Annotated in this window: 12 protein-coding genes; 8 read left to right on the top strand and 4 right to left on the bottom strand. The window is 76.2% G+C overall.

What is annotated here, in order from left to right; genetic code table 11:
- Positions 1-238 precede the first annotated feature (238 nt).
- From CLV35_RS03505 to CLV35_RS03485, 5 genes are all read left to right on the top strand, one after another.
- Positions 239-1,417 (top strand): ATP-binding protein, encoded by a 1,179-nt coding sequence (locus CLV35_RS03505; protein ID WP_121192002.1) that lies wholly within the window; start codon positions 239-241, stop codon positions 1,415-1,417.
- Positions 1,414-2,388 (top strand): glycosyltransferase family 2 protein, encoded by a 975-nt coding sequence (locus CLV35_RS03500; protein WP_121192001.1) that lies wholly within the window; start codon positions 1,414-1,416, stop codon positions 2,386-2,388. Before CLV35_RS03505 ends, CLV35_RS03500 begins: the two co-directional genes overlap by 4 nt.
- A gap of 85 nt (positions 2,389-2,473) precedes the next feature.
- Entirely contained in the window at positions 2,474-2,911 is a 438-nt protein-coding gene (locus CLV35_RS03495) for an ATP-binding protein (protein WP_231121447.1), read from the top strand.
- 267 nt (positions 2,912-3,178) lie between these two features.
- The gene (locus CLV35_RS03490; protein WP_121191999.1) at positions 3,179-3,979 is read left to right on the top strand and encodes a glycosyltransferase; all 801 of its coding nucleotides are present in this window, start codon (positions 3,179-3,181) and stop codon (positions 3,977-3,979) included.
- 8 nt (positions 3,980-3,987) lie between these two features.
- A complete protein-coding gene (locus tag CLV35_RS03485) occupies positions 3,988-5,472 on the top strand; it encodes a hypothetical protein (protein WP_121191998.1) in 1,485 nt (494 codons plus the stop codon).
- Here CLV35_RS03485 and CLV35_RS03480 read toward each other — a convergent pair.
- Positions 5,417-7,513, bottom strand: a complete 2,097-nt coding sequence (locus CLV35_RS03480; protein ID WP_147431860.1) for a hypothetical protein — start codon at positions 7,511-7,513, stop codon at positions 5,417-5,419. The two genes, CLV35_RS03485 and CLV35_RS03480, sit on opposite strands and share 56 nt — an antisense overlap.
- A gap of 81 nt (positions 7,514-7,594) precedes the next feature.
- On the opposite strand from CLV35_RS03480, the gene CLV35_RS03475 reads away from it, so the two are divergent.
- The 3 genes from CLV35_RS03475 (at position 7,595) to pheA (ending at position 10,427) form a co-directional block, all read left to right on the top strand.
- Entirely contained in the window at positions 7,595-8,896 is a 1,302-nt protein-coding gene (locus CLV35_RS03475) for a glycosyltransferase 87 family protein (RefSeq protein WP_183061646.1), read from the top strand.
- A gap of 92 nt (positions 8,897-8,988) precedes the next feature.
- Positions 8,989-9,489 carry a DUF4446 family protein gene (locus CLV35_RS03470; RefSeq protein ID WP_231121446.1) on the top strand — a complete coding sequence of 167 codons (501 nt, stop codon included), beginning with the start codon at positions 8,989-8,991 and terminating at the stop codon, positions 9,487-9,489.
- Positions 9,486-10,427, top strand: coding sequence for a prephenate dehydratase (gene pheA, locus CLV35_RS03465; protein ID WP_121191995.1), 942 nt, complete (start codon positions 9,486-9,488; stop codon positions 10,425-10,427). Before CLV35_RS03470 ends, pheA begins: the two co-directional genes overlap by 4 nt.
- A 7-nt stretch (positions 10,428-10,434) precedes the next feature.
- Here the strand turns inward: pheA and CLV35_RS03460 are convergent, their stop codons facing one another.
- From CLV35_RS03460 to CLV35_RS03450, 3 genes are read right to left on the bottom strand one after another with little or no spacing between them, the layout of a single operon-like run.
- Positions 10,435-10,932 carry a DUF427 domain-containing protein gene (locus CLV35_RS03460; protein ID WP_121191994.1) on the bottom strand — a complete coding sequence of 166 codons (498 nt, stop codon included), beginning with the start codon at positions 10,930-10,932 and terminating at the stop codon, positions 10,435-10,437.
- A gap of 35 nt (positions 10,933-10,967) precedes the next feature.
- Entirely contained in the window at positions 10,968-11,738 is a 771-nt protein-coding gene (locus CLV35_RS03455) for an SDR family NAD(P)-dependent oxidoreductase (protein WP_121191993.1), read from the bottom strand.
- Positions 11,739-11,757: 19 nt separating this feature from the next.
- Entirely contained in the window at positions 11,758-12,357 is a 600-nt protein-coding gene (locus CLV35_RS03450) for an HAD-IA family hydrolase (RefSeq protein ID WP_231121444.1), read from the bottom strand.
- Positions 12,358-12,359 lie beyond the last annotated feature (2 nt).

Below are 12,359 nucleotides of genomic sequence, written 5' to 3'. Positions count from 1 at the left end.
CTTGCGGTCTTCGGCTCCGGCCGCCTGGGGCGGTGGTGTGGGGCGCGGCCTCTGCGCTGCTCTACTGCGTCAACATCGTCGGCCTCGTCAAGGGCGACGTCCCGCGTGTCGTGACTCCGGCAGCACCGCTCCGGGCACCCGATCACCCACGCCGAGTCCGACGTGTGTTCGCCGCGCCGCGGCGCGGTGGCTGTGTCGCTCTAGGGTCACCGCTAGACGCCCGGATACGCTCCTAGCCATGGACCCCGTCCGCAACCCGTACGCCCCCGGCGCCGGCCAGCGCCCGCCCGAGCTGGCCGGCCGCGACCGCGAGCTGGACGCCTTCGACGTGGTGCTCGAGCGCGTGGCGAAGGGCCGCCCGGAGCGCAGCCTGGTGCTCGTCGGCCTGCGGGGCGTCGGCAAGACCGTGCTCCTCAACGCCCTGCGGTCAGCCGCGATCACGCGCCTGTGGGGCACCGGCAAGATCGAGGCCCGCCCGGGCCAGTCCTTCCGCGGCCCGCTGAGCAGCGCGCTCCACCTCGCCGTCCGGGAGCTCGCCCCGCGCCACCGCGACCCCGAGCGCGTCGAGGCGTTCCTCGCCACGCTCAAGGCCTTCGCCCTCAAGAGCGGCACCGGCCGCTGGCACCCGGGCATCGACGTGCTGCCGGCCAAGGGCCGCGCCGACACCGGTGACCTCGAGATCGACCTGGTCGAGCTGCTCACCGACGCCGCCAGCATCGCGCAGGACGTCGGCACCGGCATCGCGCTGTTCCTCGACGAGATGCAGGACCTCCCGCCAGGCGACGTCGACGCCCTCTGCGCCGCCTGCCACGAGCTCAGCCAGACCGGTGCACCGCTTGTGGTCGTCGGCGCCGGGCTCCCCCACCTGCCGGCCACGCTGAGCGCCAGCAAGTCCTACTCCGAGCGGCTGTTCCGCTACGCCCGCATCGACCGGCTCGACCGGGCCGAGTTCGACCGCGCGCTGACGACGCCGGCCAAGGAGGAGGGCGCCGAGTTCGACGAGGAGGCGCTCGCGGCGCTCTACGCGGCGACCGACGGCTACCCCTACTTCGTGCAGGCCTACGGCAAGACGGTGTGGGACACCGCGCCCGCGACGCCGATCACGGCGGACGACGTACGCGTCGCGGTCCCCAGCGCCGAGGAGGAGCTGGCCGTCGGCTTCTTCGGCAGCCGCTACGACCGCGCGACGCCCGCCGAGCGCGACTACATGCGCGCCATGGCCGAGCTCGCCGAGGGCGACGTCGCGGTCCTGACCAGCGCGGTCGCGACGCAGCTCGGCCGCAAGCCTGCCAGCCTGTCGCCCGTGCGCGACGGGCTGATCAAGAAGGGGCTCGTCTTCTCGGCCGAGCGCGGCTCCATCGCGTTCACGGTCCCGCACTTCGGCCGCTTCCTGCGCCGCCAGCCGGCCGACTCGTGACGCCCGTGCTCAGCGTCGTCGTCCCGGTCTTCAACGAGGTCGAGGTCTTCGACCTGTTCGCCGCGCGCACCCGCCCGGTGCTCGACGCCCTCGGCGTCGACTACGAGCTGCTCGCCGTCGACGACGGCAGCACCGACGGCACCCGCGAGGTGCTCGCCGCGGCCGCGGCGCGGTGGCCGCAGCTGCGTACGCTCCGGCTGCGTCGCAACGCCGGCCACCAGGCCGCGATCACCGCGGGGCTGGAGGCCTCGCGCGGCGAGCTCGTCGTCACGATCGACGCCGACCTGCAGGACCCACCCGAGGTCATCGCCGAGCTCGTCGGCGCTGCCCGGCGCGAAGGCGTCGACGTCGTCTATGCCGTGCGTGCCAGCCGGGCGAGCGACTCGTGGTTCAAGCGGGGATCGGCGCGCGTCTACTACCGCGTGATGCGCCGCGTGGCAGGCGCCGACATCCCGGCCCATGCCGGCGACTTCCGGCTGATGAGCCGGGCGGTGGTGCGCGACCTGCTCGAGCTGCCCGAGCGCCACCGCGTCTACCGGCTGCTGGTGCCCTGGCTCGGCTACCCGAGCGCGAGCGTCGACTACGTCCGCGAGCCGCGGGCGGCCGGGCGCACGCACTACCCGCTCAGCAAGATGGTGCGGCTCGGGCTCGACAGCGTCACCGCCTTCACGGGTGCCCCGCTGCGCTGGGCCACGTGGCTCGGCGGCGGCGGCTCGGCGGTCGCGTTCCTACTGGGGCTGTGGGCGATCGTCGCGCGGCTCGCCGGCCACGTCGTGCCCGGCTGGACCTCGGTGCTGCTCGCCGTGCTGTTCCTGGGCGCGGTCCAGCTGCTGTGCGTGGGCCTGCTGGGCGAGTACCTCGGACGGCTGTTCGAGCAGGCGCAGGGCCGGCCGGTCTACTACCTCGAGACCGAGTCTCGCCCCCGCGAACGCGATCTAGCCGAAGCGCTAGACGAGCGAAGAGATCCCTAGCCGGCAGGCCCAGACCGTTTGAGCGCCCGCCCGGTCGGGCACTTCCGGTCTCAGGGGCAGGTGCGTCCGGGGAGGAGCTGTGCTCGTGGTTCCCGACGCGGTCGGCACCGGTGAGATCTCGGTGCCGCACGACTCCGCCAGCGTGCGCGAGGCGCGCAGTCGCGTCCAGGACGACCTCGCCCGCCGCGGCGTCGACGACGACGTCGTCGACGTCTCCGTGCTCGTGCTCTCCGAGATGGTGAGCAACGCGCTCAAGCACGCACGCCCGCTGCCCGACGGCAAGGTACGCGTCAGCTGGGCCCTCGAGGACGGCCGGCTCGCGCTCCAGGTGACCGACGGCGGCGGGGTCACGCGCCCACGGCTCCAGCAGCAGAGCGCGACCTCCGCCGGCGGCCGCGGCCTCGGCGTCGTGCGCCGGCTCTCCGCCGACTGGGGCGTGCGCGAGCAGGGCCCCGAGACCACCGTCTGGGCCGTCATCGACCTCGACGCGCGTACGGTGCGGCGGTCGTCCGATCGGTCCTGAGCCCGGTCGCGAGAACGGGTTCGCGTGACCTCGGGGGACCAGAGCAGGACGAACTCACGCACTTCGGCCGCGGTTGCGCGAGCATGGCGGATCGTGTGACTCAGATCACGCCTCACGCGCCGAACGCAACCGCGGAGTCGGTGCAGACGCAACAGGTGCATCGTTGTAAGGTCGGGCTCAGCCCGGGCGCTGCTGCATCCCCCGTCTGCAGCGCTCGGGTCCCCAGCTCCCCGCCGTGGCGGCCGGTCGAGCAGTAGCCTTCGCGCCGTGACCAGCGACGCGAGCAGCACCCCCGGCGAGACCGCCTCCTTCGCCGCGGTCGTTCCCGCCCTCGACGAGCAGGACCGCATCGCCGCCACCGTCGCAGCCCTCGCCGCCCTCGAAGCCGTCGACCTCGTCGTCGTGGTCGACGACGGCTCCACCGACGCCACGCGCACCGCGGCCGAGTCCGCCGGCGCGCTGGTCGCGCGCCATGAACGCACGCGCGGCAAGGCGGCGGCGCTCGAGACCGGCGCTGCGCTGGTCGCCGCGATCGACGCGCGGGAGGGCACCTCCCGCAACCTCCTCCTCGCCGACGCCGACCTCGGTGCGAGCGCCACCCGGCTGGAGCCGCTGCTGGCCCCGGTCGCCGAGGGCGAGCTCGACCTGGCGATCGGGGTGCTCCCGCCGCAGGTCCGGCCCGACGGCGGGTCGGCGGGCGGCCACGGGTTCGTCGTGCGCCTGGCGCGCGACGGCATCCGCACGGTCTCGGGCTGGGAGCCGCGCCAGCCGCTGTCGGGCCAGCGGGCGATGACCCGCGCGGCCTTCGACGCGGCGCTGCCCCTGGCGCCCGGGTTCGGGGTCGAGGCCGGCATGACCGTCGACCTGCTGCGCGGGCGGTTCCGCGTGGCCGAGCTCGACGTCGACGTCGCCCACCGCGCCACGGGCAACGACTGGCGCGGCCAGCTGCACCGGGCCAAGCAGTGGCGTGACGTCGCCCGCGCTCTTGCGGCCCGCGGTGCACTGCCGCCGCGCGCCGGCCTGCGCGAGGACCTCGTGCCCGCGCGCCTGCGCCGCCTCGGCCGCTGAACCCGGCAGTGCCCAGCTCGCGAGGCGGGACACAGGGCCGGCTCGGGCTCGCGGGTGTCGCCCTGTCCGTCGCCCTCCTGGTCGTCGTCGGCGCCCTCGGCGACAGCGCCGCGACGCCGCCGCTCGGTCCACGAGGCGTCCTGCCCCCCTGGTCGGCACGGGCCGGCGCGTCCTCCGCAACGGTCACCGCCCTGCTCTGGCTGGCACTGGCTGTCGGCACCGCCGGATCGGTCGCGGCCGTCGTCGCCGTACGCGCCGGATGGCGCCCGCGCGTGCGTGCCCTGCTCGCCGGCTCGTGCGCCGCTGTCGGCCTGCTCGCCCTGGTGCCGCCGATGGGCTCGGCGGACCACCTCAGCTACGCGGCCTACGGCCGGATCACGGTGCAGGGTGGCGACGCGTACGCCGTCGCGCCCGACGCCTGGCGCTCGGACCGCGACCCGGTCGTCAGCGCCGTGCGGCCGCCGTGGCGCTCGACGCCCTCGGTCTACGGCCCGGTGGCCACCGCCGCGATGGCCGGTGCGGCGGTGGTCGGCGGCGACTCCGTGCGCCACGTCGTCTGGGCGCTGTCGCTGCTGTTCGGCGCCGCGTTCGCGCTGGTGGGCGCAGCGCTGGCCCGCGCCTTCCCCGACGACCCGCTGCCGCTGCTGCTGTGGGGGCTGAACCCGCTGCTGCTCTGGGCGCTGGTGGCCGGCGCCCACGTCGACGCGCTCGCGGCGCTGCCGGCCGTCGCCGCGGTCCTGCTGCTGCGGCGCCCCGGGCGGTGGGGACCCCTGCTCGCGGGAGCCCTGGCGGGCGCAGCGCTGTCGGTCAAGCTGCCGTTCGGCGTCGTGCTGCTCGCGGTGCTCTGGGCGGTGCGGCGCGAGCGGCCGGCGGTCGTGCGGGCGCTCGTCGGGGCGGCGGGGGTCGTCGCCACCGCGTACGCCCTCGCCGGTCCGCACGCCCTGAGCCGCACCGGCCCCGCGGCCAAGATGGTCAGCCTCGCCTCGCCGTGGGGGCCGGTGGCGCACGCGCTCGACGGGCCGCTCGGCTTCGGCACGTCGCGCTGGCTCGTACGCGTCGGTGCCGTCCTCCTCGCCTTGGCCCTGGTCGCGGCCCTGCACCGCCTGCTGCCGGAGGCGGCGCGGAGCGACCGGAGCGCCGACGCGGCGCGCGCCTGGCTGCTGCTCGGCACGGCCTACGTGCTGGCCGCGCCCTACGCGCTGCCGTGGTACGACGCGATCGCCTGGGCGCCGCTCGCGCTGATCGCACCCAGCGCCGCCCGGTCGGCTCGTGCGGCGGCGCTGCTGGTCGCCCACGCCGCGGTGCTGGCTGCGGCGTACGTGCCCGGTCGGGTGGAGGGGCTGTCGGCCGGGGTCGAGCACCTCACGCTCGTGCTTCGCCGCGACGTCGCGCCGTGGTGGGCCTGGGCCGTGGTGGCTGCCGTGCTGGTGGCCGGGCTCAGCCCGGGGCGGCAGCGGCGTCGAGCCGCAGCGCCTGCGCGCTCGCCGCGATGAGCAGCGGCACGACCACCATGAGCGCGACGGCCGGGATCGCCACCCCCGAGTCGTTGAGGGCGAAGCCGAGCACCTGCAGCACCAGGAAGGCGACGAGCAGGGGCCGGAGCAGCGGCTCGCGGTCGTAGGCGCTGGCCAGGGCGGGCGCGTGCCAGCGGGCCGGGCGGCGCAGCACCAGCACGATGAAGGCGAAGGCCGCCGGCAGCAGCAGGGTCAGCGGACTGCTGACGAGCAGGCCGAGGTTGGCGTCGGCCTTGCGCTGCAGGACGTCGACCGCGCGGCCGCCGGCCACGTCGCGCGCGAACCTGCCGAGGTGCGTCCGCGACTCCGCAGGCCGGGCGGCGTCGAGGGCTGCGAGCGCCGCGAGCGCGGCGACCGCGGCGGCTCCCGCGGCAGCCAGCCGGCCGACCGAGAGCCGGCGCCCGGCGACCAGCAGGCACAGCACGGCGAAGCCCGGCACGATCGCCAGCACGCCGCCCACGTCGGCGCCCAGCCCCGGCGACCCGTCGACCACCAGGGTCGCCAGGCCCACGACGCCGACCGCCGCGGCGGCCAGGACCCGGCTGCGGCCGGCGGCCAGCAGCGCGGCGGCCGCACCGGCCGCGCCCAGCAGCGCGCCGGTCGCGAACAGCGAGAACGCCTGGTTGCCCAGCCCGAAGAAGCGGCCGGCCACCGTCGGGAAGTAGCCCATCAGGCTGCCCTCCTGCAGCGAGCCGCCCAGCACGACGTCGACGCCGATCACTAGACCGGTCACCGCCCCGACCACCGTCGGCGGGCCGAGCGGCCGGCGCCGCCACGGGCCGGCCACGGCCAGCGCCGCGGTCAGCCCGGCGAAGGCCAGCACCACGGCGATGAGCACGAGCGTGGGCGCGCCGCTGCGCTCCCACGGCACGAGGTCGGCCAGAAAGGTCGCGACGGGCACCGCGCCGAACACCAACGAAGCCAGCCGCGCCAGCCCGACCGCGCGCTGCCGCACCGCCGGCCCGGCCCACGACCGGCCCAGTGCCACGCCGACGGCGAGGTAGAGCAGCACCTGCAGCACGAGCAGCGCGGTCCAGAACCACGCCTGGGTGCGGCGGGCGGTCTGCTCGTCGGAGTCGTCGCGCACCAGCCGCTCCACGGCCTGCTGAGCAGCCGGGCGGACGTCGCCGGGCGTGAGCCGCGCACCGATCAGCGTGTCGGGCAGCGGCACGGCGAGCCGGTCGAGCAGCGTCGGAGCCAGGTCGGTGAGCTGCGAGAGCGTCGGTCGCCGGGTCGACCGGCTGGTCAGCCACCGCCCGGAAGCGCCCGCCTCCGCGTAGGCGGCGACCCCGAGGTGGGGGGTGGAGCTCCGCCCGTCGCCGGACACCCCGAGCAGCAGCGTGTCGGCTCCGGCGGAGCGCGCCAGCTGCGCCAGCCGCTCCGCGGCGGCGTCCGCAGCGCCCAGGTCGTCGGTCGTGCCCAGGTCGACCACGGTCACCGGGCAGGTGGTCAGCGCCGGGCCGTCCAGCTCGGCGGCCGAGCCGAGGTAGCGCACGACGGAGCCGTCGCGCGTGGCCAGCGCGAGCGCAGCGCCGGGCCCGACCGCGAGGGCGCAGCGGTCGGCGGCCGCCAGGGTCTCGCCGAGCAGGCCCGGCTGCGCGTCGAAGTCCGAGCGGTCGGCCCGCGCCAGGATCCCGGCCCAGCCCGCGACCGAGGCCGTGCCGGAGCCGGCCCGGACGCCCGGGCCCTGGGCAGGGCACCGCTCGCGGCTGCCCGCAGGGCCGCTGTGGGCCACGGCCTGGGCCCGGCGGCCGGCGCCGATGGTCAGCCAGCCGTCGCTCGGGCAGGTCACCGGCCGCGCCGTGCGCGTCACCAGCGAGCCGAGCGCGGCGCCGTCGAGCAGCGACCAGAGCCCCGGCGTCGAGCTCGACGAGAGCTGGTCCCAGCGCAGGCCGCCGACCCCGAGGACGACCAGCGGGCGGTCGCCCGGGGCCGCCTGCGCGGGAGCGGTCAGCCCGGTGCACAGCGCGACCGCGGCCAGCGCGCAGGCGAGCAGCACGCGTACGACTGCTCGATGCACGCGCCCGCCCCCTCGCCGTCCGGTTGTCGACGAGCAGGCTACGGGCTGGCACCGACGGTGCCGCGCCGTACGCTGAGGGCCGTGCAGCCGGCTCCCCGACCCCGCTCCGGCGCAGGTCCGCGGACGTCGGGGCCCTGGTCGGGCATCCCGTGGTCGTGGTGGCTGCTCGGCGTCGCGGTGCTGCTGCTCGGCGTCGGGCCGGTGCTCGTGCCCGACCTCGACGTGGCCGCCTGGCGGCGCAACGTCGACCTCGAGGTCTACCGCGCGGCGGGCCAGTCGCTGCTGCAGGGCCGCTCGCTCTACGACTACGTCACCGACGTGCCGAACCTGCTGCCGTTCACCTACCCGCCGTTCGCGGCCGTGGTCGCCGTGCCGCTCGCGATGGTGCCCTTCGGCGTCGCGCAGGGCGCGTGGGTCGTGGTCCAGGTGGCGCTGATGGTGCTGGTCACCGCGATCAGCGCGCGGCCGCTGCTGGCCCGCTGCGGCGACGCGGCTCCCGTCGCGCTGGCGGCGCTGACCACCGCAGGGTGCTGGACCCTGCCGGTCGACGACGGGCTCTACTTCGGCCAGGTCGGCGTCGCGCTCACGGCCCTGTGCCTGGTCGACGTCACCCGCCGCGGCCGCTGGGTGCCCGGCTCGCTCGTCGGTGCAGCCGCGGCGATCAAGCTGACCCCTGCGCTGTTCGCCGTGTTCTACGTGCTGGCCGGGCGTCTCCGGGAGGCGCGCGGCGCGGTCGTGTCGGCGGTGGTGCTCACGGTCGGCACGGCTCTGGTCGTGCCGCACGCGACGTTCGTCTACTGGGGCCAGGCGTTCTTCGACTCCTCGCGCATCGGCAGCACGAGCATCGCCTACAACGGCTCGATCATCGGCGCGGCGGCGCGGCTCGGCCCCTCCGGCACCGGGGGGCACCTGCTCTGGGGCGTCATCGGCACCGCCGTCACGGCCTACGGCCTGTGGCTGGCGGCCAAGCTGTCGCGCGCGGGCGAGCAGGTGCTGGCCGTCGCGGTCGTCGGCCTGCTCACCGTGCTCGTCTCGCCCATCGCCTGGCTCCACCACATGGTCTGGGTCGTGCCGGCGATGCTCGGGCTGGTGGGCGACGGCCGCGCCCGGCTGCGCACGGCCGCAGGGGTCGCGGTCTGGCTGCTCTACTGCGCGCCGCTCGAGCTGCCCTGGCGCGCCGGGCGCTGGATGTACGCCGGTGCCGCCCCCCTGCCGCTCGAGCGCCTCGCGCAGTCCTCCTTCAGCGCCGGGGCCGTGCTCATCTTCGTCGCCGTCCACGTGCTCGTGCTGCGCGGAGGGACCCGCCCGGCGCCGGACCGCGACGGGCAGGCCGCGCCGGTCGACGAGGCAGAGCAGGGCCTCGCCCTGTCCGAGCACCACTGAGCTGTATCAACGGCCGCCCGCCGCCCTCTTCCTCTGTGGAGGATGGCGACGGGTACGGGGGTCCCGTCGCCACCTCTGGATACGATCGCCGCGTGCCAGACCTGAGTGCCCACGACGCCGGCACGGTCGCGCTCGTCGCGTGCGTCGTGGCCGCCCTGGCGCTGCTGCTCGCGGCCTGGGCCCTGCTCCGCCTGCGCTCGACCCGCCGACAGCTCGCGGTGCTCGGGGCCGAGGGCGGGCACGACGTCCTCACGCTGATGGCGCGCCAGTCGGCGCAGGTCGCCGAGGTGCGCGCCGAGACCGCCGCCGCGATGGCCGAGGCGCGCAGGGCCCGCGCCGAGGTGGCCGACTCCCTGCGCCACGTGGCCGTCGTCCGCTACGACGCCTTCGGCGACATGGGCGGACGGCTCTCGTTCTCCGCCGCGCTGCTCGACGACGGCGGCGACGGCGTGGTGCTCACCTCGATCAACGGGCGCTCCGAGACCCGCACCTACGCCAAGGGCGTGAAGGCCGGCGCCAGCGAGCACGCCCTCTCGCCCGAGGAGGAGCAGGCCGTGTCGTTCGCGCGGCGCGGCGAGGGCGCGCGCCGGTGACCGAGCCGACGACGTACGCCTACTTCGGTCCCGCGGGCACGTTCACCGAGGCTGCGCTGCGCTCCACCTCGCCGGCCGAGGGCTCGGTGCTGACGCCGTACGCGACGGTGCCCCTGGCACTCGACGCCGTCCGCGGCGGGGCGGCGGACCTCGCCATGGTGCCGATCGAGAACAGCGTCGAGGGCGCGGTGCCCGCGACGCTCGACGACCTCGCCGGCGGGGCTCCGCTCGTGATCACCGCCGAGGTGCTGCTGCCGGTCAACTTCGCGCTGCTCGCCCGGCGGGGCACGTCCCTCGACGACGTGCGGCGTGTCGGCACCCACCCGCACGCCGAGGCCCAGTGCCGGCGCTGGCTGTCGCAGACGCTGCCCGGGGCGGCCTACGTCACCGCGTCGTCGACGGCGGCGGCGGCCGAGGCGCTCGCGACCGGCACGGCGGCCTACGACGCGGCGCTCTCGGCCCGCATCGCGGCGACGACCTACGGGCTCGAGGTGCTGGCCGACCAGGTCGGCGACAACCCCGACGCGGTGACGCGCTTCGCGCTGCTGAGCCGCCCGGTGCCGCCGCCGCTGCCGACGGGCGCCGACCGCACGACGCTGGTCTGCTACATCCGCCACGACCACCCGGGCGCGCTCATGCAGATCCTCGAGGAGCTCAGCGTGCGTGGGGTCAACATGACGACGATCGTGTCGCGGCCGACCGGTGAGCGGCTCGGGCACTACCGCTTCTTCATCGACTGCGACGGCCACGTCGACGACGCGCCCGTCGGCGAGGCGCTGATGGGACTGCGCCGCGTGTGCGCGGAGGTCCGCTACCTCGGCTCCTACCGGCGGGCGGGCGTCGCGCCCGCGCCGGCCGAGCGCGCGCAGGCCGACGCGCGGTTCCGCGAGGCGCAGGCGTGGCTGGCCCGCGTGCGCGAGGAGGGCGCCGCGTACTGAGCGCGCGTCACCAGCCGCGCGTGCCCGGGCCGCCCTTGAACGGCCCGACGACCTCGGAGGTGATCCACCCGCCGTAGAAGTCGCCCTCCTGCGCCAGCACCAGCTCGCCGTCGACGAGGCAGCGGCCCATCCGGCCGGGGTAGAACGCGACGTGGCCGCGCAGCAGCTCGTAGCCGGGCGAGGGGTCGGGGTAGTGCCAGCCGGCAGCGGCGGCCCGCTGCCCGCCCGCGACCACGTCGACGTACGCCGCCCGCCCCTTGAACTCGCACCACGACGACCCGGGCGCCGGCTCCAGGGCACCGGGCTCGACGTCCTCGAAGGGCACGTAGAACACCGGCGGGTGGCTCGTCTCGAGCACCCGCAGCGCCCGCGACGTGCGGGCGACGGGAGCTCCGCCGAGCTCGACGACGACCCGGCGGGAGCTGGCCTCGACGGCCGGCGGGCGCGGGAAGTCCCACACCGACTGCTGCCCCGGGCCGGGGACCTCTCGCTGCATGCCTGTCATCGTCGGTCAGCACCCGCCCGTGCGCACCCCGGGGACTACGTCGGCGGCTGCACGCCCGAGAGCTCGGCGAGGCGCTCGACCAGCGCGTCCTGCAGCGACTCGTCGAGCGCCTGCGGGTTGGGCTCGAGCTCGCGGCGCCGGCGCAGGTAGCGCCCGGACCCGAGCGCCGCCGGCTCGTCGGAGGTCGCGAGCCAGACCTGCGTCTCGGCGCCCTCGGGCAGCTCGTCGGTCGCGCCCGCACCGCCCATGCGGGTCTTGATCCAGCCGGGGTCGACCGCGTTGCTGCTCACCTGCGGCCAGCGGCGCGCGAACCACAGCGCGAGCACGACGTCGTGCAGCTTCGAGTCGCTGTAGGCCTGCATGCCGTGCCAGCGCCGGGAGCTCCACTGCAGGTCGTCGAGGCGGAGCTTGCCCTGCGCCTGCAGGCCGGAGGTGAGGAGGACCAGCCGACGAGGGGGCGGGAGCAGCGCCGTGAGCACGTAGGGCGCCAGCACGTTGACCGCGAAGATCTCGCTCAGCCCGTCGGCGGTCTCGACGCGCGTGGGGCTGGCGCCGAGCCCGGCGTTGTGGATGACGGCGTCGTACGCGCCCTCCTCCGCCGCCTGCTCGGCCACCTCGCGCAGTGCGTCGACCGACGACAGGTCGCCGACGACCACGCCGGACGCACCTGGGACGTCGCGCTGGGCCTGCTCGGCCTTCTCGGGCGTGCGGGCGTGCAGGACGACGTCGGCGCCGGCCGCGACCAGGTCGCGCGCGGTCTGCAGGCCGATGCCCTGGGTGGACCCGGTGACGAGGACTCGTGGCATGCGCGCAGGCTACGTCGAGTCAGCGCAGCGGGAGGTGGCGGCCCAGGTCGCGCTCGAGCGCGTCGGCGCTGGTGTGGTGCAGCGCGGTCATGCCGACCGCGTGCGCGCCGGCGATGTTCTCGGGGCGGTCGTCGACGAAGACGACCTCGGAGGGGTGCGCCCCCAGCGCGCGGGCCGCCGCGAGGTAGGCCTCGGCGTCCGGCTTGGCCACGCGCAGGTCGCCGCTGAACGTGAGGCTCGTGAAGCGGGCGGCCCACGGGGCCGCCTCCAGCGCCCGGGCCATGGTGACGGGGGCGTTGGACAGCAGCCCGAGCGGCACGCCGGCGTCGACGGCGCGGTCGAGCAGGGCCGTCACGCGCTCGTCCACGGTGCTCCAGCCGGCGATGTCGAGCTCGGTCAGCCGCGTCGACTCCGCCTCGGTGGCCGGGCGGCCCAGGACGCCGCTCCAGTAGTCGAGGTCGGGCATCCCGCGGTCGTAGTCGAGCCGGAGGTCCCAGTAGCCGTGCCAGAAGTCGACCGGCGCGACGTCGGGGACCGCGGTCTCGAGCGCGCGTACGGCGGCGGCGGGCTGGGGAAGGCTGATCACGCAGCCGTAGTCCACGAGCAGGCTGGTCGGCACGG

It is taken from the genome of Motilibacter peucedani, assembly GCF_003634695.1.
Classification (GTDB): Bacteria; Actinomycetota; Actinomycetes; order Motilibacterales; family Motilibacteraceae; genus Motilibacter; species Motilibacter peucedani.
The sequence above is the reverse complement of the archived record's forward strand: the minus strand, read 5'-3'. Positions and strand labels throughout refer to the sequence as shown.